This is a genomic window from Hymenobacter lutimineralis (assembly GCF_008271285.1).
GTDB lineage: Bacteria > Bacteroidota > Bacteroidia > Cytophagales > Hymenobacteraceae > Hymenobacter > Hymenobacter lutimineralis.
The window spans coordinates 17,660-40,510 of record NZ_VTHL01000025.1; the positions used below are offsets into that span (position 1 = coordinate 17,660).

At 59.4% G+C, this 22,851-nt stretch carries 22 protein-coding genes; 9 read left to right on the forward strand and 13 right to left on the reverse strand.

The features are described 5' to 3' along the window. Positions 1–24: 24 nt before the first annotated feature. A complete protein-coding gene (locus FY528_RS18380; protein WP_149072491.1) occupies positions 25–915 on the reverse strand; it encodes a 3-hydroxyacyl-CoA dehydrogenase family protein in 891 nt (296 codons plus the stop codon). 316 nt (positions 916–1,231) lie between these two features. On the opposite strand from FY528_RS18380, the gene FY528_RS18385 reads away from it, so the two are divergent. Then, entirely contained in the window at positions 1,232–1,399 is a 168-nt protein-coding gene (locus FY528_RS18385; RefSeq protein ID WP_149072492.1) for a lmo0937 family membrane protein, read from the forward strand. Between the two features lie 77 nt (positions 1,400–1,476). On the opposite strand, the gene FY528_RS18390 is transcribed toward FY528_RS18385, so the two are convergent. Further along, positions 1,477–2,211, reverse strand: a complete 735-nt coding sequence (locus tag FY528_RS18390) for a hypothetical protein (RefSeq protein ID WP_149072493.1) — start codon at positions 2,209–2,211, stop codon at positions 1,477–1,479. A gap of 18 nt (positions 2,212–2,229) precedes the next feature. After that, the gene (locus FY528_RS18395) at positions 2,230–3,852 is read right to left on the reverse strand and encodes an ABC-F family ATP-binding cassette domain-containing protein (protein WP_149072494.1); all 1,623 of its coding nucleotides are present in this window, start codon (positions 3,850–3,852) and stop codon (positions 2,230–2,232) included. A 264-nt stretch (positions 3,853–4,116) separates the two neighbouring features. On the opposite strand from FY528_RS18395, the gene FY528_RS18400 reads away from it, so the two are divergent. After that, entirely contained in the window at positions 4,117–4,587 is a 471-nt protein-coding gene (locus FY528_RS18400) for a DUF4199 domain-containing protein (RefSeq protein WP_187632191.1), read from the forward strand. Positions 4,588–4,733: 146 nt separating this feature from the next. Here the strand turns inward: FY528_RS18400 and FY528_RS18405 are convergent, their stop codons facing one another. After that, on the reverse strand, positions 4,734–4,952 hold the full coding sequence (locus tag FY528_RS18405; RefSeq protein ID WP_149072496.1) for a hypothetical protein: 219 nt from the start codon (positions 4,950–4,952) through the stop codon (positions 4,734–4,736). 268 nt (positions 4,953–5,220) lie between these two features. On the opposite strand from FY528_RS18405, the gene FY528_RS18410 reads away from it, so the two are divergent. Then, positions 5,221–6,021: a murein L,D-transpeptidase catalytic domain family protein gene (locus FY528_RS18410; protein WP_187632192.1), complete on the forward strand. Its 801-nt coding sequence runs from the start codon at positions 5,221–5,223 to the stop codon at positions 6,019–6,021. A gap of 90 nt (positions 6,022–6,111) precedes the next feature. Here the strand turns inward: FY528_RS18410 and FY528_RS18415 are convergent, their stop codons facing one another. Continuing rightward, positions 6,112–6,306 carry a hypothetical protein gene (locus tag FY528_RS18415; RefSeq protein ID WP_149072498.1) on the reverse strand — a complete coding sequence of 65 codons (195 nt, stop codon included), beginning with the start codon at positions 6,304–6,306 and terminating at the stop codon, positions 6,112–6,114. 205 nt (positions 6,307–6,511) lie between these two features. On the opposite strand from FY528_RS18415, the gene FY528_RS18420 reads away from it, so the two are divergent. Together FY528_RS18420 and FY528_RS18425 are read left to right on the forward strand one after the other, a co-directional pair. Further along, positions 6,512–7,324, forward strand: a complete 813-nt coding sequence (locus FY528_RS18420) for a M48 family metallopeptidase (protein WP_149072499.1) — start codon at positions 6,512–6,514, stop codon at positions 7,322–7,324. A gap of 84 nt (positions 7,325–7,408) precedes the next feature. Next, the gene (locus tag FY528_RS18425; protein ID WP_262384054.1) at positions 7,409–8,329 is read left to right on the forward strand and encodes a diacylglycerol/lipid kinase family protein; all 921 of its coding nucleotides are present in this window, start codon (positions 7,409–7,411) and stop codon (positions 8,327–8,329) included. Here FY528_RS18425 and FY528_RS18430 read toward each other — a convergent pair. After that, positions 8,256–9,500 carry a metallophosphoesterase gene (locus tag FY528_RS18430; protein ID WP_262384055.1) on the reverse strand — a complete coding sequence of 415 codons (1,245 nt, stop codon included), beginning with the start codon at positions 9,498–9,500 and terminating at the stop codon, positions 8,256–8,258. The genes FY528_RS18425 and FY528_RS18430 overlap by 74 nt on opposite strands. Positions 9,501–9,584: 84 nt before the next feature. Then, positions 9,585–10,217: an LON peptidase substrate-binding domain-containing protein gene (locus tag FY528_RS18435; protein WP_149072500.1), complete on the reverse strand. Its 633-nt coding sequence runs from the start codon at positions 10,215–10,217 to the stop codon at positions 9,585–9,587. Between the two features lie 206 nt (positions 10,218–10,423). Here FY528_RS18435 and mtgA point away from each other — a divergent pair, with 206 nt between their 5' ends. Then, positions 10,424–11,164, forward strand: coding sequence for a monofunctional biosynthetic peptidoglycan transglycosylase (mtgA, locus tag FY528_RS18440; protein ID WP_149072501.1), 741 nt, complete (start codon positions 10,424–10,426; stop codon positions 11,162–11,164). Between the two features lie 289 nt (positions 11,165–11,453). Continuing rightward, positions 11,454–11,891 (forward strand): YybH family protein, encoded by a 438-nt coding sequence (locus FY528_RS18445; protein ID WP_149072502.1) that lies wholly within the window; start codon positions 11,454–11,456, stop codon positions 11,889–11,891. Here the strand turns inward: FY528_RS18445 and FY528_RS18450 are convergent. Together FY528_RS18450 and FY528_RS18455 are read right to left on the reverse strand one after the other, a co-directional pair. Beyond that, the gene (locus FY528_RS18450) at positions 11,851–13,083 is read right to left on the reverse strand and encodes an App1 family protein phosphatidate phosphatase (protein WP_149072503.1); all 1,233 of its coding nucleotides are present in this window, start codon (positions 13,081–13,083) and stop codon (positions 11,851–11,853) included. The genes FY528_RS18445 and FY528_RS18450 overlap by 41 nt on opposite strands. 135 nt (positions 13,084–13,218) lie before the next feature. Next, the gene (locus FY528_RS18455; RefSeq protein ID WP_149072504.1) at positions 13,219–14,028 is read right to left on the reverse strand and encodes a M48 family metalloprotease; all 810 of its coding nucleotides are present in this window, start codon (positions 14,026–14,028) and stop codon (positions 13,219–13,221) included. 263 nt (positions 14,029–14,291) lie between these two features. Here FY528_RS18455 and FY528_RS18460 point away from each other — a divergent pair, with 263 nt between their 5' ends. Continuing rightward, positions 14,292–15,407 carry a DNA topoisomerase IB gene (locus FY528_RS18460; protein ID WP_149072505.1) on the forward strand — a complete coding sequence of 372 codons (1,116 nt, stop codon included), beginning with the start codon at positions 14,292–14,294 and terminating at the stop codon, positions 15,405–15,407. Positions 15,408–15,804: 397 nt separating this feature from the next. On the opposite strand, the gene FY528_RS18465 is transcribed toward FY528_RS18460, so the two are convergent. Beyond that, positions 15,805–17,382 carry a hypothetical protein gene (locus FY528_RS18465; protein WP_149072506.1) on the reverse strand — a complete coding sequence of 526 codons (1,578 nt, stop codon included), beginning with the start codon at positions 17,380–17,382 and terminating at the stop codon, positions 15,805–15,807. 190 nt (positions 17,383–17,572) lie between these two features. Here FY528_RS18465 and FY528_RS18470 point away from each other — a divergent pair, with 190 nt between their 5' ends. Beyond that, complete coding sequence (locus FY528_RS18470; protein WP_149072507.1) at positions 17,573–19,135, forward strand: hypothetical protein; 1,563 nt, start codon at positions 17,573–17,575, stop codon at positions 19,133–19,135. Between the two features lie 201 nt (positions 19,136–19,336). Here FY528_RS18470 and FY528_RS18475 read toward each other — a convergent pair whose 3' ends face one another. From FY528_RS18475 to FY528_RS18485, 3 genes are all read right to left on the reverse strand, one after another. Then, positions 19,337–20,815: an exonuclease domain-containing protein gene (locus FY528_RS18475; protein WP_149072508.1), complete on the reverse strand. Its 1,479-nt coding sequence runs from the start codon at positions 20,813–20,815 to the stop codon at positions 19,337–19,339. 156 nt (positions 20,816–20,971) lie between these two features. After that, complete coding sequence (locus tag FY528_RS18480) at positions 20,972–21,448, reverse strand: ferritin-like domain-containing protein (RefSeq protein ID WP_149072509.1); 477 nt, start codon at positions 21,446–21,448, stop codon at positions 20,972–20,974. Between the two features lie 95 nt (positions 21,449–21,543). After that, on the reverse strand, positions 21,544–22,731 hold the full coding sequence (locus FY528_RS18485; protein WP_149072510.1) for an AI-2E family transporter: 1,188 nt from the start codon (positions 22,729–22,731) through the stop codon (positions 21,544–21,546). Positions 22,732–22,851: the final 120 nt, after the last annotated feature.

Consider the following 22,851-nt stretch of genomic DNA (forward strand, 5'->3'; position numbering starts at 1 on the left):
CTTCAGCTTACGAATTAGGGAAGGCTACTTACGGAACCGTTCGGCTACCACTAAGTCTTTGGAACCGGGCGTCCAGGCATAGAACCCCTCGCCCGACTTTACGCCCAGGCGGCCGGCCTGCACCATGTTCACCAACAGGGGGCACGGAGCATACTTGGGGTTGCCAAGGCCCTCATGCAGCACGCGCAAAATGGCCAAGCACACATCCAGCCCAATGAAATCGGCCAGCTGCAGCGGGCCCATGGGGTGGGCCATACCCAGCTTCATAACCGTATCAATTTCCTCCACGCCGGCCACACCCTCAAACAGGGTGATAATGGCCTCGTTGATCATGGGCATCAGAATGCGGTTGGCCACAAAACCGGGGTAGTCGTTGACTTCCGTAGGCGTTTTGCCGAGCTGGCGCGACAGGTCCATCACCTGGGCCGTCACGGCGTCGGAGGTAGCATATCCGCGGATAACTTCCACCAGCTTCATCACCGGCACCGGGTTCATAAAGTGCATCCCAATCACCTGTGCCGGGCGCTTGGTAACGGCCGCAATCTTGGTGATGGAAATAGATGAAGTGTTGGAAGCCAGAATAGCGCCGGCGGGGGCGTGGGCGTCCAGCTCCCGGAAGATGTTCAGCTTCAGCTCCACGTTTTCGGTGGCTGCCTCTACCACAATATCAGCCTGGGCCACTCCTTCGGGCAGGCTGGTATAGGTTGTGATGCGGCCGAGCGTGCTGGTTTTGTCTTCCTCCGACAAGGTGCCTTTCGTCACCTGCCGGTCGAGGTTTTTGCCAATGGTGCCCAGGGCTTTATCCAGGGCAGGTTGGCTGATGTCGATGAGGGCTACGGGGAACCCATGTTGGGCAAATACGTGGGCAATGCCATTGCCCATGGTGCCCGAGCCAATAACGGCTACTTGAAGCATACGAATAACAGGTTGGGTGGGAAGTACAGACCCGGCAGGGCTGCGGCCGCAAAGCTAGGGGGAAATCTGCCAGTCCCGCCGCCTAAAGCCGCAGGTTACCCGGCAAAAAAACGCCTTGCGTAAGGGGTATGGAACCAAGCGGTTTGCTGAAAGCCTGTGGTTAGCCTAAAAGAATTTTCTTATCGGTTTATATCCTTTTCCAAATACCCCCGTACAAATCCCCAAATCATCTTACTGCGGTTTTTGTTTTCACAAAATCTTGGGGTTCGATGGTGGTTTCTCTCCTCTCCTTTTCCAACCACAATTCACCTTCATCATGGGAAATCTCCTGTATATCATCGCCGTCATCCTGATCATCATCTGGGCCCTGGGCTTCTTTGGCGTATTAGGTACCGGAATTCAGGGTAACAACCTGATCCACATTCTGTTGGTTATTGCAATTATTGCCGTTGTACTGCGCCTGATTCGTGGTGGCACGGTGTAGGTAATTACACCAGTCATAACAAAAAAGGGCTGCTCTAGACGGGCAGCCCTTTTTTGTTGGAGAAAATAAAATAACGCCTATTTCAAGTCAAACAGAAAACTAAATCGTACGACAGGCTGGCCGTAAATATCGTTTATGCCGTCGTTGAAATTGTACAGCAGGGTAATGTCGCCCGCCGCCCGGTCGCCAAACTGCTGACGGTAGCCCGCACCCAGTAAAGGTGTATTTACCGTGGTTTTCCCTACGAAAACTCGGCCAGTATTGTCCTGGTACAGGGCTTCGGCACGCGTTACTTCATATTCACCGTGCAGGAAAAACTCCTGAAACACGATGAACTGCATAAAACCTTTCACTCCGAAACTGTTGGTGCTGAAGCCTTGGCCTTGTACACCCCGGGGCGGAGAGATACGGTTATAAGCATACGAAATGCCCGGTCCCAGGGCCAGTCGCTCCGTCACCCGGTACCCAATGGCCGGGGCTATACTGGCATTGAACTGGCTCCCGTAATAAGGATTACTGCTGAAGCCCAGCCCAAAGTTAGAATACAGGAAAAACCGACGGGGAACCGTAGGTGCCTGCTGTACCTGAGGCGGCGCGGCGGGCACGTTTTCGGCGCGCGGGGTGGCTTCTGCAGGCACGCCTTCGGGCTGATAAACCGGAGCGGGCGTCGGCTGGTTACGGGCCGGGGCCGTTGGCAGGCCCGTGTTCAGCTGCGGCTTGGTAGAAGTGCTATCTGTGGTTTGGGCCGCAACGGTAGGGGCCAGCCAAAGGCTGGCCCCACCGAGGGAAAGGACAAGAGCTAGTTGTTTCATAGGAAAGCTACAACGTGCTTACGACACCAGCTGGTACATGCGCTGGCGCTGCGTTTTGATATTCTCGTCAGCAAGGTACTCCTCGTAATCCATGCGCCGGTCGATGATGCCGGTGGGCGTCAGCTCGATGATGCGGTTGGCTACGGTTTCCACTACCTGCAAGTCATGGGAGGCAAACAGCAACGTGCCGTTGAACTCCTGCAGGGAGTTGTTCAGGGCCGTAATGCTTTCGAGGTCGAGGTGGTTGGTGGGGTCGTTCAGCACCAGCACGTTGCCGGCTTCCATCATCATCTTGGAAAGCATGCAGCGCACTTTCTCGCCTCCGCTCAGCACGTTGGATTTCTTCTGCGACTCTTCCCCCGAAAACAACATGCGGCCCAGGAAGCCCCGGATAAAGGATTCATCCTTCTCGGTGCTGTATTGGCGCAGCCAGTCTACCAGGTTGAGGTCGGTGTCGAAAAACTCCTCATTTTCCTTGGGGAAATAGCTGGGCGTGATGGTGGTGCCCCACTTAAAGGAGCCCGAATCGGCCTTGATCTGCTCAAACAAGATGTCGAACAGGAGGGAGGCGGCCCGGTCGTCGCGGCTGATGATGGCCACCTTGTCCTTCTTATCAAGGGCAAAGGACACGTTCTTGAAAATCACCTGCCCATCTACCGACTTACTCAGGTTTTCTACCGTGAGCAACTGGTTGCCGGCTTCGCGCTCGGGCTTGAAGGCAATGTAGGGGTACTTGCGTGAGGAAGGCTTGATTTCTTCCAGCGTGAGTTTCTGTAGCAGCTTCTGACGCGAGGTAGCCTGCTTGCTCTTGGAGGCATTGGCCGAGAAGCGGCGTACAAACTCTTCCAGCTCCTTGCGCTTGTCCTCAGTCTTCTTGTTTACCTCCTGGCGCTGCCGCAGAGCGAGCTGCGACGACTCGTACCAGAACGAGTAGTTGCCGGGGTACATGGTAATCTTCGAGAAGTCCAGATCGGCCATGTAGTTACACACGGCGTCCAGGAAGTGACGGTCGTGGCTGACTACAATCACGGTGTTCTGGAAAGAGTCGAGGAAGTTTTCCAGCCACAGCACGGTTTCGGCGTCCAGGCCGTTGGTGGGTTCGTCCAGCAGCAGCACGTCGGGGTTGCCGAACAGGGCCTGGGCCAGCAGCACCCGCACTTTGTCGGAAGTGCCCAGGTCGCCCATCAGGGTGTGATGCTTGTCTTCGCCGATGCCCAGGCCGGAAAGCAGCTCGGCGGCTTCGTATTCGGCGTTCCAACCTTCCAGGTCGGCAAACTCGCCTTCCAGCTCAGCGGCCCGCTCACCGTCGGCGTCCGAGAAATCGGCCTTGGCGTAGATGGCATCTTTTTCCTCCATCACCTTCCACAGGCGCGTGTGGCCCATAATCACGGTCTGGAGCACGGGGTGAGCGTCGTAGGCAAACTGGTTCTGCTTGAGAACCGAAAGCCGGGCGCCCTTAGGCATATCTACCGAGCCGGTATTGGGCTCAATCTCGCCCGAGAGAATCTTCAGAAACGTGGACTTGCCAGCGCCGTTGGCACCAATAAGGCCGTACACGTTGCCGGGCATAAATTTGATAGTGACGTCTTCAAACAGGATGCGCTTGCCGTAGCGCAAGCTAACGTTGGTGGTGCTGATCATAAAAACAAGAAGGGTCGAACGCGCAAAGAAGCCTGCCGGCGTAGCAGCGCGCAAAAGTACGCAAAAATGGCTGGGGCTCCGCGCGGTAACGCGGCTGACGCGTTGCTAAAGCCGTATCCAATAAAAAAATGCCAGCCTGCCCAACACCAAAGGTTTGGGCTACCGTATAGATAAACAGCCGACGCCAACTCCCTGGTACTGAACATGCCAGCCGCCAAGGGTAGTTCCGGTTGGTCGTTTTTCACCTTTTTACTGCTTTGTCCTATGGCTGTTTCTCAGATTACGCCCGAAACCAATGGGGTTCGATATGGCCTGCTTACGGCAGGCGGCATGGTGCTCTACTTTTTGCTTGCCAGCCTGCTGCAGCTCACCGGCCGCATCGAATTCAGTTACCTGAATGCCGTCATCCTGGCCATTGGGATTTGTATGGCCATTGCCCGCTACCGTCGCTACCGACATAACCGCATGCCCTACTTGCACGGCTTTGGGACGGGCATTATCACGGCCATTGTAGCGTCCGTTGCGTTTGGCTTTTTCTTTTTGGTGTACGCCGTCATCAATCCTAGCCTGATGGAGCAGCTCCGGGCCAGCGACCTGTTCGGCTTCGATCTGTCCGTAACCATCTGCTTTCTGGCCATTCTGCTGCAGGGAGCTATGTCGGGCGTCATCATCTCGTTGGTAGCCATGCAGTACTTCAAGAGTCCTGATCATATGCCCATGCAAGGCATAGAGTAGCCCGCAAAGAGACAGGCCGCTTGAAAGCCGGGACGGAAAAAGCGAGTTTCCGCCCCGGCTTTTGCTATGAGTGCCTCGCCAACGTGCGCTAGATAATCCCGCAGAAGCTCAGTAGTACCATAAGCTGGTAAGGCCGGCTTATGGTACTACTGAGGCCGTACGTTTGGCATCAGAATTTCCGTTACGAGACCCAAAGGGTCGAAACGCAGCGTGAGGCGCCCAGCCTGCGCGTGCGGATGACCAGGGCTGCACTGAGCTCCGGGCAACACGTAGTAGGTATAGACTTTTTCCGTTTGAGCAGAAAGCTCTACCTCATCAGGGCGGCCCAGCAGCTGGTCAATAGCATCAGTATGGACTCGGTACAAAGCGTCCCGGTTTTTAGCTAGTACCGCAAGCTGCCCTTGGCGTAGCCCCCGGCACGCATACACATCGGACCGCCAAGTGGCGGCATCGAAACCCGGAAGCGTCGGGACCCGGTGGCCACAGCTGCCAAGCAGCAGACCCAGAAAAAGAACAAGACAAACCCGCATACGGAACCAGGGCTAAAAGCATGGCGTTGGAGCCACGTTGCAAAACTAGTAATTTGGCGGTGCCGAACCCTTGGCGTCGGCCGAAAGTAAAGCGTAGATGACTATGAAGAGAATGGTAGGGCGGTTGAGCGCATTTGTATGGATAGTGAGCCTGCTGAGCAGCGCAACGGCGGTAGGCGGTTCGCCCGCGTATCGGGGCAATCCACGCACCGTTACGCTCAGTGAAGTACAGCGGGCCTTTTATCAGGCGGCATTCGAGCAGGAAGTGTTGCGCACCTATACTGCAGCGCAGCTGGCCCTCACCGGTCTTCGGCCGGATGTTTACCGGCAAGCTTTGTTAGGCTACTATAATCTGCAAAACCACGGGTCGGCAGCCGCCGGGGCGTCGCTTACCATCATCGACTTTGACCTGCCCAGCCGGCAAAAGCGCCTGTGGGTAATTGACGTCCGGCAGAACCGCCTGCTGCACCACACGCTGGTAGCACACGGGAAAAACACCGGCGAAGACGTAGCCCGCACCTTTTCTAATCGCAACGGGTCGGAGATGAGCAGCCTGGGCTTTTACGTAACCGGGCAACCTTACACCGGCAAGCATGGCCTGTCGCTGAAGCTCCATGGCATGGATGAGGCCTACAACTCCCGGGCCGCTGAGCGGGCGGTGGTGGTACACGGGGCCGATTATGTCAGTGAGCAGTTTGTACGCCAGCACGGGCGCCTGGGCCGGAGCCAGGGCTGCCCCGCACTGCCAGTGGCAGAGGCTCCCCGCGTAATCCGGACGCTCAAGGCCGGTTCCGTGGTATTTGCCCATGCTCCCCAGCACGTTACTTACTCATCCTCCTGGCTGGGCATGGACTCTGCCCTGGCTAGCTTTGCCCGCATCAAGGGCCTACAAGTGGCCGGGTAAGGCCCCCCCCTTTTTGCCCCGCGTAACAACGCCAAGGCCCCGCCGGAGTTAGCATCTCCGGTGGGGCCTTGGCGTTTTGGCAAGGGGTAGCTACGACCGGTCGCCGGTCGCTTTTACCAAGTTGATGCCCGCTGAAAAGAAGATCAGCCCGACGATGAAGGGCACCAGCGAATTGATTTTGCTTAACGACACGCCGCCAATGTGCAGGAAGCCCAGGGCCGCGTAAATGATGCCGACAATGCCCAGGATGGTGAGGATAGCGCCGAAGGTGCGTTTCTGATTCATAAGGAAAAGGGAAAGGAGGAGAGAGACCAGCTAGTAGGAATGCTGCCGCTTGACAGCCTGCGCCCTCTACGCAAAACCCGCGCGGAAGGTGACAACAGGGCCACTTACGGGTCTTCGTAACCCTGCCTTCCGCTTCGCGTTACACTGCAAACCCTGGCCCGCGGGCTGGCGGCTACTCTCTTCCACGCATAATCCTTCCCTACCCATGAGAGGCAACCTTCGCTACCTCATTGCCCTGATTGTCGGGGGCTTTTCCTTGATTACCTACTACTGCAACCGCCAAACCAACCCCGTGACCGGCGAAACTCAGCACGTGAACATGACCACGGAGCAGGAAATTGCCCTGGGCCTGCAGGCAGCGCCCGAAATGGCCCAGCAGTACGGCGGCTTGTACCCCGACCAGGAAGCCCAGAACACCATCGACCGGATTGGCAACGCCATTATCCAGGGCTCCCCCGCGGTACGCTCCCCCTATAAATTTGACTTTCACCTGCTGGCCGATGACCAGACCATTAACGCGTTTGCGCTGCCCGGCGGGCAGGTGTTCGTCACGGCGGGGCTGGTGAAAAAGCTCAGCTCCGAAGGTCAGGTGGCCGGGGTCTTGGCCCACGAAATTGGCCACGTCATTGAGCGGCATTCGGCTCAGCAGCTGGCCAAGTCGCAACTCACGCAAGGGCTGAGCGGGGCCGCTGCCATCGGCATGTATGACTCGAACCGGCCGGGGGGCTCTATTGCCAATGCCGCCATTGCCGCCGCCATTGCCAAGGTGGTATCGTTGCGCTTCAGCCGCGAAGACGAGCTGGAAGCCGACCGCGTAGGCGTAGACTACGTGGCCGATGCCGGCTATGACCCCCGTTCCCTGCTGCAGGTCATGCAAGTGCTGGAACAAAGCGGCGGTGGGGGCGGAGGCCCCGAGTTTCTGCAGACGCACCCCAACCCCGGCAACCGTACCCAGGAAATCCAACAGGAAATCCAGCGCCGCTTTCCCAATGGGGTTCCGGCTGGCCTGAAGCCGTAACCCGATTTCGGTACTACTTTCGGTGCTGGCTGGCGGTAAGCCAGCCAGCATTTTTTTGCCCATTTCCGCTTGTTGAACTGCCCTATGCCTGCTTCTGATTCATTACTGCTGCGCACGCTCCTGTTTGTGCTGAATCCTATTTCCGGTGACCTCGATAAAGCGGGGCTGGAACACCAGGTTGCGGCTTATTGCCGCGAGCATGGGCGCACGGCGGTTTTCTTTCACACCACGGGCAAAGATGATTTAACCCGACTTCAGCAGTTCATCCAGAAGCAGCCGGTTGATGCGGTGTTTGCCGCCGGGGGCGACGGTACCGTGAATCTGGTGGGGGCTACCTTGGCAGGAACAGCTATGCCGTTGGGGATTCTGCCCCTGGGCTCCGGCAATGGGTTGTCGAAGGACCTGGGAATTAGCCAAGTGCTGGAAGAAGCCTTACCGCTGGTTTGGCAGCACGCCGTCCGCACCATCGATACCCTGCGCGTGGGGGGGCAGTTTGCCGTTCACCTGGCCGATCTGGGCTTTAATGCCTTGGTGGTGGCGCGGTTTGCCGAAGGCGGTACCCGCGGCCCCGGCGCCTACGTGCGCATTGCCATGCAGGAATACTTGGCGTATGAGCCGGCGGTATACCACATCGAAACCGACCGGGAAACTTACGAGGGCCCGGCCTTTATGCTCACAGTAGCCAACGCCAGCACGTTTGGCAGCAATGTAGTCATCAACCCCAACAGCCACCTCGACGACGGGGAGTTTGAGCTGTGCTTGATTGAGCCCTTTCCGGCCACGGCCGCGCCCGGAATTCTCTACCGCCTCTACACCGAAGGATTTGATGAGTCGATGTACACGCGCCGTTTACGCTGCCGCAAGGCCGTCATTTCTATTCCCCAGCAGGAGCGCGCCACGGTGCAGGTAGACGGGGAACCGTATGAGCTGGCTATGCCCCTCGAAATCGAGATTTTTCCGCAAAGCCTGCGGGTGCTGGTGCCAGCGGAATCGTTGAACGCGTAAGCGGCCAGCGAAACACCTCTTGTCCCGCTCCCGGGCTGGTACCGGGCTCCAGGGCCCGGAGCCATACTTCCTGGTTGTCGTAGAAGTCCAGCGCAAAGAAGCCTTTGTGCTCGTGCACGAAGGCCGCGTGCCCGCCCTGCTGCACAAAGGCCGTTTTGCTGCCCGCTCCGCTTACCAGGTAGTGCCCACCCTGCTGGCAGAAGTACTGCAGGTTGTGGTCGTGCCCGGCGGCGTAAATGATATTGGGGAACTGATGCAGCACGCGCAGCAAGCGCCGCCGCAGGTGCCGGTAGCGGGGGTGAGCCATGTCTTCGGCGGCGCCCACTACTTTGCGGTATACCGGCAGCATCGAGCCCAGGATGGGCAAAGGCAAATAGGCCCGCTTATGCACGGTGGTCAGCGGAAACAGGTGCTGCCGGGCCGTGAATTTTCCCCCATGAATAGCATTAGAGTACAGCGGATGGTGACCGGCCACAATCACCTGCTGATGCTGATTTTGACGGAGCAGCTGAAGCAGCTCCTGAAACGGAGAAGTGCCTTCCGGCGGGAGAGGGCGTGCTCCTTGCTGCACCCACCACTGCGTGTTGAGCACCACCAGGAGCACGCCGGGGGCCAACTGGCGCGTAACGGGGCCAGGGTAGCCATCGGCCGGTAAGAAGTGGGCGGTGGGCAAGTGCTCCTGCACCAGAGCCTGCTGGCGCAAAACGTAGTCCAGGCCGTTAGGGCGGCCTTTGTTCCAGTCGTGGTTGCCACTGAGGTAAATCACCTGGCCCGAATATAACTCAAAGATGCGGAGCTGGGCCAGGAGGCGCTGTTCGGCTGCCGGCCGCCGCGGCGAGTGCTGGGGCGGAATTCCCGTGGGGTATACATTGTCCCCGAGTAATACTACGGCGCTGTGCTCCCCGGCGGTCTGGAGCCAGCCCTGCAGGAGGGAAAGCACGGGGTCCATGCCCGTGGTGGCCACGGCCCCGGTATCCCCGATCAGGGCTACCTGAAAGCGGCGGCTGGCCGGTGGTGGAGGCGTGGCCTCGGTCCAGGCCCGGTAGTGGGGAGCCACCCATACCCGGCGGCGGTAGCCCCGCTCGCGCCAGTGGCGCAGCAGCAGCCACACGCTGAGCAGCGCCACCAAAGCGGCTGCCACGTACCCCAAGGCAAAGAAGGCAGAATTCACAGGCCGAAATAGTTTACCATACCGGCCTTATACGCGGAATAGCGCGCAAAGCCGGAAACCAGGGACTCAACTGCCAGCGCAGCCTTAAAAAGCGGGCGGCGTGAGGTTTTTAAAGTGCCCATTAAGCCGGGCCCGCTCCTTAAGCCGCTCGGTTTCGAGCAGGATGGGGAGCACCTGCTCCAGGTGCTCGGCAATCATTTCCTGGCGCTCCAGCTCACTGGTAGCGGCCAGCAGCTGGTATTCTTGCTCCGTACTCAGGCCCAGGTGGTGCCCCAGGTCGTAGGAGCGGTAGTTGATGGGCAGGCGCTGCAGCAGCTGGCGCAGGCCCAGCACGTCGTAGAGCTGCTGAAGGCAGTGCTGAATGCGTACCCGCAGTTCCGGGTCGGGCGTATTGTCGTCGGGGATGGCCTCAATGGTGCCGGCTGCGTAGAGCTTGCCGGGGGCTTCCCGGAAAAACTCCCGGATGCGAAACACGCTCATACCCTGCGTGCGAATGTCCATTTCGCCCGAGGGGTAGGTTTTCTCCACGCTCAGAATGCGCATTTCCGTGCCTAGCTCCCGCATTTGTTCCGTGAATAGCGGAATGCCAAATGTGAGGTTTTCCGCCAAACAGTCGTGCACTAACTGGCGGTAGCGGGGCTCAAAGATGTGCAGGTTGAGCTTCTCACCTGGGAACACCACCAGATTGAGGGGGAAGAGTGGCAACAGACGGGGCATAGAAAAACAGGCAGGGCGCGAGTGGCAGAAAAATAAGGAAATTCCCGCCAAGGGCAGGTAAAACGACTAATTTCGCCCGGCTCGCCGGGTAGGCGGCGCCCAGCCGGGGCGCACAACCAGAAAAAGAAGCGTCCCCTACGCTTTGTTTTCGTCCGCGTGGCGGATCCTCACCATACGCATTCCCCATCTTACCCATTCCCTTTCCTGTGGCTGATTTCAAACTATACTGGCGGCGCGGCTGGCAGCTGGTGCTGCAAGTGGGTGCTTCCTTGCTGCTGACCACGGTGGTGTGGGTGTTGCTCTACCGCTGGGTGTCGCCGCCCGCTACCTGGCTGATGCTGGAGCGCCGCTCGCACCGGCCCGAAGGCTACCAGCACCTGGAGGACGAACGGCAGGTGCAGTACAGCTTCGTGTCGATGGAGGAAGTGTCGCCGCAACTGCCGCTGGCTTTGGTCGCCGCCGAAGACCAACGCTTTCTGATTCACCACGGCTTCGACGTGGAGGCCCTCAAAAAAGCCGCCCAGCGCAATATGAAGGGCGGCAGCAAGCAGCTGGTGGGCGGCAGCACCATCAGCCAGCAGGTGGCCAAGAACGTGTTTTTGTGGAACGGCCGCAGCTACATTCGCAAGGCCGCGGAGGCGTATTTTACGGTGCTTATTGAGCTATTTTGGAGCAAGCAGCGCATCCTGGAAATGTACCTGAACGTGGCCGAAATGGGCGACTGTACCTTCGGCGCCGAGGCCGCAGCCCAGCGGTACTTCCACAAGTCGGCCGCCAAGCTCACGCCCTCCGAAGCGGCGCTGCTGGCGGCCATCCTGCCCAACCCACTCCGGTTTCGGGCGGCTAGCCCTGGCCCGCAAACCCGCGCCAAGCAGCGCCGGGTGCTGCGCAACATGCGCCGCTTAGGCGGTACGCGCTTCGTCCAGCAAGTACTCGCACAGGAATAAGGGGCACCGGAGCGAAGTCACCCCAGCCCTCCGACCATGGTCGGGCCCCCGGGATTCCGCCTCCCAACCTTCCGCCAATTGTCGCAGCTCTGGTATTCCGCCTCCCAGCCTTCCGACAATTGTCGGAGCTTGGGGATTCTGCCTCCCGAGCTTCCGAACATGGTCGGAGCCCCGGGATTCTGCCTCCCAGCCTTCCGCACATGTTCGGAAGGCTGATGTACCGTGGCCGGAACACAGGTGCCGTAGCTGCCTTATCTTGCGGGGCTTACTCTTATGTCCGCCGTTCTGTATGCGTACTTCTTACCGGGCCCTGGTGCCCATGCTCCTGCTCACCTCGGCCTGTGCCACCACGCGCCCCACGGCGGCCCGTCAGGACATCCTGCAGGTGCTTTCCACCCAAACGGCTGCCTGGAACCGCGGTGATGTGGCCGGCTTCATGCAAGGCTACTGGCAGTCCGACTCCCTGGTGTTTATTGGTAAAAGCGGCCTCACGTACGGGTGGCAGCCCACGCTGGACAACTACCGGCGCAGCTACCCCAGCGCGGAAGCTATGGGGCAGCTCACATTTTCCAACCTGCGGGTGCAGCCCCTCAGCCCTGCCGCCGCGCACGTGTTGGGGCGCTGGCACTTGGCCCGCCCGGCCGCCGGGGACCTGAGCGGGCACTTTCTGCTGGTGCTGCGCAAGCTTAACGGCCGCTGGGTGATTGTGGCGGACCACTCGAGCTAGCGGTAGGCGGCAGCGGGTGGGTGCCGCCCTGGTCGCGGGCCGTAGTGGGGTCGTCGGAAGTGGCTTGGTCTTTGGCTTTTTCCTGCTCCACGGCGGGCACGGCCTCCGTAAACACCAGTCCTTGGGCGGCGGCGTGCTGCGCGGCGGCCACTGTGTCCTTCACCAGCAGCATTTCTACTTTCTCGCCCCGCAACTCCTGCGAAACGCGCTCCACCATGGCTGAGCGCTCCGGCAGGTTTACATCCCGGATATAGATAGCCAGAATGCGGCCCGGGTGGCGACGCACCACTTCCCGGTAGATGTTGGCGTCTTCCTGCCCGCTGTCGCCAATGAGCACAAACGGCAAGGTGGGATACGTGAGCAGCACATTGTCGATTTCCTTGAGCTTGTGGCCGTGGTGGGAGGAGACCTCGCCGCTGGACTTGCCTTTCAGGGCCATGTCGCGCAGCAGAATAGGTCCGGCCGGAATATCGTTCAGGTGCAGGAAGTCCTCCAGCAAATCAAACAGGTTCCAGGGCGAGCTGCTCACGTAGAAGAAAGGGTTGTTGCGCTTGCCGTTGCGCCCCAGCTGGAGCTGCCGGTAAAACTCGGCTACGCCCTCAAAAGGCAGGCGCGAGCGGGCGTTGCGCAGCAAGACGATGCGGGCCATACGCAGCAGATCGGTGGCCGCGGTTTGGATAACCGTATCATCCAAATCACTGATGATGCCATATTCCGCATCGGCGGGCGGAATCATCACCCGGGCCGTGGCCAGCAGCGGGGCGGTAGGCACCGGAATGCGCGGGGGAGGAGCCAAGAGGCGCACGTCCACGGGGTACCACATAAAGTGCTCCGGGTCGCGCAGCTGCTGGGGCGCCAGGTTCAGGGTAAAGTAGCCTTCCTCGTCGGTGGTAATGGGGTGCTGGGTACCGTCGCCGGGCTCAATGCTTAGCTGGGCGCCGGGTATTTCGGTGCTTTCAAACCGCCGGTACATGTTCAGCATATTGCGCAGGCGCGAGTCCTCATCGGCGGGCTCCCCAATGCCACGGTCAGTGAGCAAGCGGCCTTTCACGTAGAGCCGCTCCGGGGTACCGTAGCTGCGGTAAGGAACCAGCTGCAGCGGGTCCAGCAGGCGCAGGCGGATACGGGCCCGCAAGGCCAAATCGTCGAGGTTTTCGCCCCAGTCACTGAGCCGTTGTAAGAAAGAAGCCATAGGCGAAGTTGGAAAAAGCTGTGGTAGGCAGTACGGGCCACTGCTGCCCGCAAGTTACACCGGGTCCGAAATGGAAACCGGCCCGGCGCCCAGCAGACGCTGGGCACCGGGCCGGAAGCACACGGAGAAAGTGAATTATAGAATGCGCTTCAGCTCGTCGAAGTTGGCGTTGCTCACGGTGCGGCCTGTGCATTTCAGCTCCGCGGCTTTGGCTTGGATGTCGGTTACGCGGCTGCCGGGGTCGGGGTGGGTGCTGAGAAACTCCGGCTGGGCGCTGCTGTTTTCCTGGGCTTTGATAAAGAAGCCGGCCGCGCCGTCGCAGGCGTACTGAGTAGGGTTGAGGTACACCACGGAGTACGCATCGGCTTCGCGCTCATAGTCGCGGCTGAATTTCAACTGCCCCAGGTTGGCGGCTACCACAGCCAGCTGATTGGGGTTTTCGCCCAGCACCAAACTCAGCAACACCGAAATGCCGTACTGCTGCTGCAGGGACTTGGAGGTGTGACGCCGGTCGGCGTGGGCAATTTCGTGGCCGAGTACTCCGGCCAGCTGGCTTTCATCGTCCAGGAACTTGATGAGGCCGGTAAACACGTAGATGTGGCCCCCGGGCGTGGCAAAGGCGTTCTGGATATTGTCGTCCTTGATGATTTTGACGTCCCAGGGAAACTCGTTGCGGTAGGTGAGCTGGCCCGAGTTCAGGACCTTATTGACAACGCCATCGAGCAGCTGGTAGGCGCGGGCATTTTTGCTGTCGGTGCGCTCCAGCAGCTGGCCTTTGGCCCGGTAGGTGGAGTCGGTTTGCTCGGCTACTTTTTCGCCCAGGGCTTTATCGTCTTCCACGGAAAACAGTAGCCGGTCGCCGTTTTCATCTTTGGCGCAGGAGGAAGCACCCAGGGCCACCACGAGGGCCAGGAGCAGGGAGGGTTTGTACAAGAGGCGTAGCATGGGCAAGAGAACAGGGGGAAACAAAGCAAGTCGTAGAAAAAGCGTGCCAAAGCAGCCGGAAGCCGATACGCACCGAATCGGGCTGGTGTTGCTTTCCGCGCAGGTTTTGGGGTAGGTCGCACAGATTCAGCAGGAAAAATTGCGGGCAGTAATGCCGCGTAAGGGCTGCGCGGGCCGTGCGCTGGGGGGCTTTGCTACCTTCTGCCCGCTTCTGCGTACAGTCCTTGTCCAGCTTCCCTCACCCCAGCTGGCTGTTGTTTGCTATGACCAGTACCTCCACGGCCACCCCCCGGCCCAAAGTCAAGAAAAAGCACCTGCTCCCGCAGGAAGATGCGCATGAGCTCTACAAAGACCCCGCCCGGCAGGCCGAACTGGCGGGCCTGCGCTACTACGCCGACACGCGCCCCGGCCTCACCCGTCAGCCCGGCCTCGACGGGGCATTTCGCTACCTCGATGCCAAGGGCCAGCCCGTAACCGACGAGAAAACCCTGGCCCGCATCAACTCCTTCGTAATTCCGCCGGCCTGGACGGATGTCTGGATTGCGCCCACCACTACGGCCCACCTGCAGGTAACCGGCCGCGACGCGAAGGGAAGAAAGCAGTACCTCTACCACCCGGCCTGGGGCGAAGTGCGCAGCCTCACCAAGTTTAGCCGCCTCCGGGCCTTTGGCGAGAAGCTGGCCGACCTGCGTCAGCAGCTGCAGCAAGACCTGAAGCGCCCCAAGCTGGATAAGCAGAAGGTGGTGGCCGTGGTGCTCACGCTCATGGACCAATCGTTTATCCGTGTCGGCAACAAGGAGTACGCCAAGAAAAACAAGAGCTACGGCCTTACCACCCTGCGCGACAAGCACGTGCAGGTAGAAGGCGCCGATGTGCGCCTGAGCTTTGTAGGCAAGAAAGGCGTGGCCCACGACGTGACCCTGCACGACCGGAAACTGGCTCGTCTGGTGCAGAAGTGCAAGGAAATTCCCGGCCAGCACCTGTTTCAGTACTACGACGAAGAGGGGCACCGCCAGGAGCTGGAATCGGGCGACGTAAACGACTACCTGCACGCCGTCACGGGCATCAGCCTTTCGGCCAAGGATTTCCGTACCTGGGGCGGCACTGTGAAAATGGTGGAGTGCCTCGAAAGCATCCTGCACGAAACCCCGGACCTACCCAAAGAAAAGGTGTTGAAGCTGGCGGTGAAAGACGTGGCCAAAGGGTTGGGCAACACGCCCACCGTGTGCAGCAAGTACTACATCCACCCCCAGGTAGCCCAGCTGTTTGAGTCGGATAAGCTTATCGATTACCTGCGCCGCCACGACGCCGACCCCACGGAGCAGGACCTGCTGACGCCCACCGAGCACATGGTGCTGGATATGCTGGCCACTTGTTAATGTGCTGCGCTTCGCTGATGTGAAAAATGTGCTGATGTGCTAAGGGGGCCAGCTGAGAACTGTGGCATTGCACGACGGCAACAAAGCAAATTCGGCCAAAACAGCTGGCAAAGCCATAAAATGTGAAAAGCCCTTTCCCGAACGTAATGGGAAAGGGCTTTTCACTGAAAGGTTAGTTCGAATTTTGTAAAGAACAAATTTGCTTGGTTGCCGTCGTGCAATGCTATAGTTCTCAGCTGGCCCCCTTAGCACATCAGCACATTTCCACATCAGCACATTTCCACATCAGCACATTTCCACATCAGCACATTTCCACATCAGCACATTTCCACATCAGCACATTTCCACATCAGCACATTTCCACATCAGCACATTTCCACATTAGCACATTTCCACATTAGCGCCCGGAGCCGTCCCGGTCGAAGGCGTGGGGCAATACGCTATGCACGGTTCGGTTCTTAGTTTCCTTGCCGGGAGAGACAGTGTTGTTGCGGTGGGTATCGAAGAAGCGGGTTTTGCGCCGCAGGCCGGCCACGTGGGAGTTGTCTTCCACCGTGTCATCGTCAGGGCCTCCGTAGATATCCACGAAGGGCGAGGAGCGGACGGTGCCGCTCAGCTCAAAACGGTCTTTGCCCTGGAGGCCGTGCAGAACTATGGTGTGGGTTTCGCGGGGGTGAAAGGTGCGCTCATACAACGGTTGCTCCGTCTTTTTTCCTTCCAGCGGATACACCGTCACCACCGTGGTGCTATCGGTGCGGCGCTCTACAACAAACCGCTCGGCTTCGTCGGTGCCGGCCACCACTACGCGCTGGGCTTTGAGCCGGTACAGCTCCGCAGCGGCGTTGGGCAAGGTGGCCCGCCGCGCCCGCAGGCTGGCAGCCAGGCGGGCCCCCTCCAGCCGATACACGGCCCGTGGCAGCCGCCGCACTGCCGAGTCGATAACGGCATCCGTCAGGCGGCGCTGCAGATCAAGGGCCGTGGCCTGGTACTGCTGGCGGGTTTGGCCGCTCAGGGCCCGCTCATCAATAAACTGGGCGTTGCGGGTGTAGCCTTCAATGCTTTGAAACTTGGGGCCAAACGTGCGAAACTTAGCTACTGCCTTGCTCACCACCCAGGAAAGGATACCATCATCAAACCGGAAAAAAACCTGGTCCCGGTCCTGGGGAATAGGCCGCCAGGTGGTGCGCCCATCCGCTTGCTTGAAAGCGGCCCAGCTCCACTGCCCCTCGTGCCGGTCCCAGTCGCCCAGCCACACATCCAGGAGGCGGGCCCGCAGGAAGGCCGCTTCATCCAGCACGGACTTGGGGGAGGCATACCGCTCCGCCAGCACATCCTCTGATTCTTCCAGGTCTTGGGCGCCGGCCAGAGGGCCGTAGATGTTGGCTTTGCCTTCTAGCTTTTCTTCCAGCAGCACCACTTTTCCGCGCAGCCGCTCCGAAGTAGGCCCCAGGCCTTGCTCATCGGGGCGCACGTAGAACAGCCGCGGGTTGGTGTGGTACACCCCGGCCGCCTGGGCCAGGGGTGGCACCACCAGGGCCCCGTAGGGCATAGCCGCTGAGGTGGCATCCCGCACCACGGTCATTATCAGGGTGGGCTGCAAGGGTTTCGGCAGCGTTTTGGATGGGTCCTTGTCCACGCTGCGCAAGGCGTAGGTTCGTCCGTCGGCGCCCTCCACGGTCATGCTGATGGTTTGAAAGCCGCCGCCGACTTTGCCCGGCTTCAACCCCCCCGGCACCGCAGTTGTCAGGTCCAGCACGGGCAGCGCGACGGGCTCGGCCCACACGCGGCGGTAGTGCTTGCCAAGCAGAAAGCGGCCCATGGGGCCCCGCTGGTAGTGCCGCCCGGCCGTAACAGTAGCACTGTCGGCCGGGGCGGAGCCCGGGCTGAGGCGGGCATCGGGCTGAAAAAAATGAGAGGTGGCGCAGCTGGTCGTAACCAGCAGAGAAGTGAAAAAGTAGGGAAGACGTAGACGCATGCAACAAGCCAGCCTTATGCGGCTGATGCTCCCTTCAACGGCGCCGGACCAAAAAAGTAAACGTTCAGCTTAACAACCGTCGTTGGCCGGATTGCGCTATAAGGTCGGCCGCTATGGTGCAGCTTGTTTTTAAGTCAGGTTTTTTTCTTCCTCCGTGCAGGTTCAGTTGATTTCGCGGCTCCGGCCTTCTGTGGTACTTCTCGTGGGCGGGCTGTTCTGCTCCTGTACGGAGCCTGCTCCGGCCGGGCCTCCGCCCCCGGTTATCCCCCCCGATTCGGTAGTAACAGTCGCGGCGGGGCCGCAGTACATGCGCGGGCCCGTGCACCGCTTCTTCTGGGGCGGGCACTACCGCGAAGTATGGAGCAAGCCCGTGCGCGTGCCGGTAGTGAGCTTGCGCAACCTGGTGCCGGGAGGCCTCACGCCCATCGAAGCCGGAGGGAGCTTTCAAACCAAAAACCTGCGGCTGGTTGACCAAAGCGGGCGGCAGTTTGTGCTCCGTAGCGTGGATAAAGACCCCACCAAAGCCTTACCCGAAAATCTGCAGGCGGGTGCCATTGGGCGGTTGATGAAGGACCAGACCAGCGTCATCCAGCCCTACGGGGCCTACATTGTGCCAGTCCTGGCCCAAGCTGCGGGCGTTTATCATACCAATCCCCGCCTCGTATACGTGGGCGACGATGGCGGGCTGGGCGCGTTTCAGAAAGACTACGCCAACGCCCTGTATTTGCTGGAAGAACGGCCCGAGGGCGACCAGAGCACCGTGGCCAGCTTCGGCCGCTCGGCCAAGGTAGAAAGCTCCCGGAAGGTATTTACCAATTTGCTCTTCAAGGCCGACCACCGGGTAGAAGCCACCCAGTACCTGCGGGCCCGCCTGTTTGACATGTTTCTGGGCGACTGGAGCCGGCGCGAGGACCAGTGGCGCTGGGCCAGCTTTGGCACCCCTGCTGGCGGGGTCCGCTACGAGGCCATTCCAAGGGACCGGGACCATGCCTTCTTTAAGTTCGACGATGGCGTGTTTACCCGCATCATCTCCTGGGTGAAAAGCAACTACCAGAGCTTCCATGAGGAAATTCGGCTGGGCGATGTGGAAGGTTTGAACCGGGCGGCCCGCCCCATGGACAAGTCCCTGCTGGTGTATCTGTCCGCTACCGACTTCCGGCAGGTAGCCGACTCGCTGAAGCGCCGGCTATCCGATCAGGTCATTGAGGAGGCTATTGCGGCCTGGCCGGCCGAAATACAGACGTTGTCGGCGGCCGAGTTTCGCCGTAAGCTTCGCAGCCGCCGCGACCAGCTCCCGGCCGTGGCGGCCAAGTTCTACGAGCTGCTGGCTCAGGACGTAGAAGTGCCCGGCACCGACCAACCCGAGCGGTTTGTGCTCGAAGCCGCTGGCCCCGCGCAGCTACGCCTGAGCGTGTATCAGCGCAACACCACGCGGGCCGATAGCCTGATTGGCCAGCGCACTTTTCTGGCCAGGGATACGCGTTCGGTGAAGCTTTTTGGCCTGGGCGGCAACGACCAGTTCAACCTAGTGAACTTGCCCGAAACGCGAATTGCCATTAGCATTTACGACGGCGCGGGCCAGGATGGGGTGCTGGTAGTAGGCAAGCTGCCCGCCCGGCCCAACGTGACGGTATATAACTGCGGCGACGGGAATATCATCACCTTGCCCAAGAGCATTAAAGTAGAAGCCTACCAACCCAAAGCCGAAGAGTTTGACGCCGCCGGCTGGCTGCTGCGCCACCGTTTGTATTAGGGGAAGGTGTTGAAGCTGGAAATTAGGTATAATGCTGACTTTACGAGACGCGAGAAATGAGCTTTACAAAGCGTAATTGACCCTATGCAAAATGCCCCTATTCGTTGCAACGAATAGGGGCATTTTGCATAGCGTCTTGATACGGTATTGCTTCAAGCAGAATAACTCATGCTGCTTGCCAGGACGCCCCGAGTCGAATGCTTACTTAAACACCTTCACCTTGTCTTTGTGCTTGGTGCGCAGGTACTGGCGGATGATCTGCTGCACATCCTTATTATCGTTGTAGCGCTTAACGGCGTCCTTGAAATCAGCGAAGCGCCGGGCAGAGAACGTACCATCCACGTAGCCAAAGCCCAGGTAGCGGCCGTTTTCTACAACTACCAGGGTTTTCTCGTCTTCGCTGCGGCCACGGCCCACCACCACAAAAGAGCCGTGCTCATAGGTAAAGCTTTCCACGGCTTCCTCCACGCGCTTGTTGTACTCCTCGGCGGGCTCCAGGCCCAGGCAGGCGCCTTTGCAGCGGTGCACCTGATAATCAAAGCAGGAGCCAGGGGTCTTGTACAAGTCGCAGAGCTTCTGGCAGAGGTTGAACTTCGAGACTTTGTGGAACAGAAAGGCCTTGGCCTTGTACTGGTTGCCTAGGGCAATGAGCGGGTGCGACTGGGCATGGTCGTCAGCGCGCCCGTAGTAGAGGTGTTTGTAGCCGTTGTCGTCGGTGCGCAGAAAGATACCGGCCGGAAACACCGAGCGGCGCTGGGCGCGGTTGTAGAGCGGCTTCAGGCGCTTGATTTCGTGAGACTCATACAGCAGCGCCACCAGCTCCGAGCCCGTCAGCTCCCAGGTGATATCCGAAATGGAGTTCTTAAACTCCAGACTTTTGCGCGACTTGTAGTCAACGGCGAAGTGCTGCTGGATGCGCTTGTAGATGTTGATGCTCTTGCCCACGTAAATAACCTCCCCGGCCTCGTTGTGGAAGTAGTACACTCCGGCTTCCTGGGGAAGCGAGGCTACTTTTTCGGGGGTGATGTTGGGCGGCAGCAAGGCCGTGCGAATGGCCTCACGCACGGCTTCTACCTTGCGCGAGGAGGGCTGTTTAGTGGGCTTCTTACCCCCCGGCGCCAGCGCGTCCACGGCGGCCAGCGTATCGGCCGGGCTTACGGTGGGGTTGCGCAGGGCTTCGTCTTGCTGGCTTATCTTGAGAAGCCGGTCGAAGAGAATGGCAGTGGCCCCCGCGTCGCCGGCGGCCCGGTGGCGGCCGTTCAGCGGAATGCCGATGTTCTGGCATAGCTTGCCGAGGCTGTAGCTAGGCTGTCCGGGCATCAGGGAGCGGCTCAGGCGCACGGTGCATAGCGTTTTGCGCGAGTAGTTGTAGCCCAGGTCCGCAAACTCTTTTTTCAGGAAGGAATAGTCAAACCGCACGTTGTGGGCCACAAACACGCAGCCCTCGGTCATTTCCACTACTTTGCGAGCCACCTCGTGAAATTTGGGGGCGTCCCGCACCATATCATCGGTGATACCCGTGAGCTGGGTGATGAAAAAGGGGATAGGCCGGCCGGGATTCAGCAGCGTGTCGTACTGGTCCACCACCTTTTCGCCATCGTGGATGAAGATGGCTATTTCGGTGATGCGGTCCTGTGTGGGCTGCCCACCCGTGGTTTCAAGGTCAATGATGGCGTACAAATGCGGCGCGAATTCGGAGGCTAAAAAATGCTAAGCTGCTTGGTAACAAAGATAGCCACTGATAAGGTTGCAACCGCTACGCGCAGCTACGCCTATCCCACAAATAAAGAAGCCCATCAGCATGGCCGATGGGCTTCTTTTTATAGGTAGGCCAGCTTAGCTTACGCGGCCTTTCTGCTGCGTTACCCAGTTTTTGGCCGACAGAATATCACTATGCTGCTGCTGAATGACAGTGCGGGCTTCTACGGGCAGTTCGCTGGAGCGCAAAGCCACTTCGTAGGCCTGCAGGGCGGTGGCGTCGCCGGTTTCACACTCGCCCAGAATAGCGGAGTCATTTTGCCCGGTTACGGCCGATTTAATGTTAATCCAGCCGCGGTGCAGAGCCGCGGCAGCATCGGTGAGGGCCCCTCCAATTGTGCTTTCCTGACTGGGCGCTTCTACGCCAATACGACGAGCAGCCTGCTCCAGGTCGGCGGCAAACTGGGCCCGCTGCTGGCTGAACTTGCTTAACTCAGAGCGCAGGTCGGGGCTGGTTACGCCCTCGGCGGCTTCCTGGTAGCCTTTGGTAGCGGTTTTATTGATTTCAACCAAATCGTTGAAGGCACGGGCGGTATTTTCGGTGATGGCAGACATAAGTAGGGGTATGTTTTAAGAAAAGAAAACAAGCAGCAAGCGGGGCTCCATGGCCGCCGTTGCTGCTTGCTTATACTACCTGCCTGCCGTAGAGGTTACGTGCCCTGGCCTGTGATGCGCCCCCAGAGGCGTTTGAAAAAGCCCGGCTCACCGCCCGCCAGGCTCTGAATGGTGTCTTCGCCCTCGGCCGTGTCGCCGAGCAGGAAGCCCCAGGGCTCGGTGGCTTTGTTGGCATCCAGCACCACTTTAATCACGGCAATCAGCGGAATGCTCAGAATCATGCCGGGCGTGCCCCAGAGCTCGGCGCCCAGCACCAGGGCCACAATGGCCGCCATGGGGTTGATGCTCACTTGTGAGCCGGTAATCATGGGTGTGATGAAGTTGCCTTCCAGAAACTGCACGAAGGCAAACACCCCGATGACGCCGGCCGCGTGCAGGGGAGAACCGGTTTCGACCAGCGTGATGATGGCCGGCACACTGGCTCCAATCATGATACCGATGTAGGGAATAACGGCCAGCACCGAGGCGAAAATGGCGAAGAAGATGGCAAACTTCACTTGCAGGGCCAGCAGCCCAATGCCGTTGAGCACGGCGACAATCACAATGACTTTGAACAGACCCGAAATGTAGGCCTGCACCACCGTTTGGATATTATCGAGGGTGTTAAGGGCGGCGGTGCGCTTATCGGGGGCTACAAACCGGAACAGAAACTGGCGCAGATGGTCGCGGTAGTAAAGAAAGCAGAAGATGTAGATGGGCACTTGCAGCAGGTTGCCAATCACAGCCGAAGTCATGTTCAGCGTGGTGTTCAGGTAGCTGCCGCCGTCCTTTTTCAGGGACTTCAGCGTTGACTCTTTCAGCTCCTGATCCGTCATGGGGTCGATGCCGAAGCGGTTGGCGGCCCAGGTTTGGATGTCGTGAAAAAACTGCAGCAGTTTGTCCTGGAGCTTGGGCAGCTCGTTTTTGAACTGGCCCAACTGGGAGCCAAACCCGAACACAATGCCGGTAAACACGACCACCATCAGCAGCAAACACAGAATAATGGCCGCCACCCGGGGCACGCCTTTCAGCTCCAGCCAGCGGCTAATAGGGAGTAGCAGCAGGGCAAACAAGGCCGAAAACAGTAGCGGCAGCAGCACGTCGTCCAGCACCTTCAGCGAGTAAACCAGCAGAACTCCCGCCAGCAGCAGAAAGGCAAACTGAATGACGGGGGCCTGCCGTACCTCCGCGTTGGGCTTATGGCCGGAGGGGGGCAAATGGTGTTGGGTAGAGGGAGGAAACATGTTGCTAATATGATTGGGATGTAGGGGAGAGGAAAGGCGGTGTTGCAGAAGCAATAAGCCGGTAGGTAGGAACCAAAAGCGGCCAGTGCTGGGTTGGGAACGAAAAGTTTGCTAATTTTA

Excerpts from the sequence above, each read along its gene's own strand:
- FY528_RS18380 (WP_149072491.1), bottom strand. The coding sequence starts at position 915 with ATGCTTCAAGTAGCCGTTATTGGCTCGGGCACCATGGGCAATGGCATT.
- FY528_RS18385 (WP_149072492.1), top strand. The coding sequence starts at position 1,232 with ATGGGAAATCTCCTGTATATCATCGCCGTCATCCTGATCATCATCTGG.
- FY528_RS18390 (WP_149072493.1), bottom strand. The coding sequence starts at position 2,211 with ATGAAACAACTAGCTCTTGTCCTTTCCCTCGGTGGGGCCAGCCTTTGG.
- FY528_RS18395 (WP_149072494.1), bottom strand. The coding sequence starts at position 3,852 with ATGATCAGCACCACCAACGTTAGCTTGCGCTACGGCAAGCGCATCCTG.
- FY528_RS18400 (WP_187632191.1), top strand. The coding sequence starts at position 4,117 with ATGGCTGTTTCTCAGATTACGCCCGAAACCAATGGGGTTCGATATGGC.
- FY528_RS18410 (WP_187632192.1), top strand. The coding sequence starts at position 5,221 with ATGAAGAGAATGGTAGGGCGGTTGAGCGCATTTGTATGGATAGTGAGC.
- FY528_RS18415 (WP_149072498.1), bottom strand. The coding sequence starts at position 6,306 with ATGAATCAGAAACGCACCTTCGGCGCTATCCTCACCATCCTGGGCATT.
- FY528_RS18420 (WP_149072499.1), top strand. The coding sequence starts at position 6,512 with ATGAGAGGCAACCTTCGCTACCTCATTGCCCTGATTGTCGGGGGCTTT.
- FY528_RS18425 (WP_262384054.1), top strand. The coding sequence starts at position 7,409 with ATGCCTGCTTCTGATTCATTACTGCTGCGCACGCTCCTGTTTGTGCTG.
- FY528_RS18435 (WP_149072500.1), bottom strand. The coding sequence starts at position 10,217 with ATGCCCCGTCTGTTGCCACTCTTCCCCCTCAATCTGGTGGTGTTCCCA.
- FY528_RS18445 (WP_149072502.1), top strand. The coding sequence starts at position 11,454 with ATGCGTACTTCTTACCGGGCCCTGGTGCCCATGCTCCTGCTCACCTCG.
- FY528_RS18450 (WP_149072503.1), bottom strand. The coding sequence starts at position 13,083 with ATGGCTTCTTTCTTACAACGGCTCAGTGACTGGGGCGAAAACCTCGAC.
- FY528_RS18455 (WP_149072504.1), bottom strand. The coding sequence starts at position 14,028 with ATGCTACGCCTCTTGTACAAACCCTCCCTGCTCCTGGCCCTCGTGGTG.
- FY528_RS18460 (WP_149072505.1), top strand. The coding sequence starts at position 14,292 with ATGACCAGTACCTCCACGGCCACCCCCCGGCCCAAAGTCAAGAAAAAG.
- FY528_RS18465 (WP_149072506.1), bottom strand. The coding sequence starts at position 17,382 with ATGCGTCTACGTCTTCCCTACTTTTTCACTTCTCTGCTGGTTACGACC.
- FY528_RS18480 (WP_149072509.1), bottom strand. The coding sequence starts at position 21,448 with ATGTCTGCCATCACCGAAAATACCGCCCGTGCCTTCAACGATTTGGTT.
- FY528_RS18485 (WP_149072510.1), bottom strand. The coding sequence starts at position 22,731 with ATGTTTCCTCCCTCTACCCAACACCATTTGCCCCCCTCCGGCCATAAG.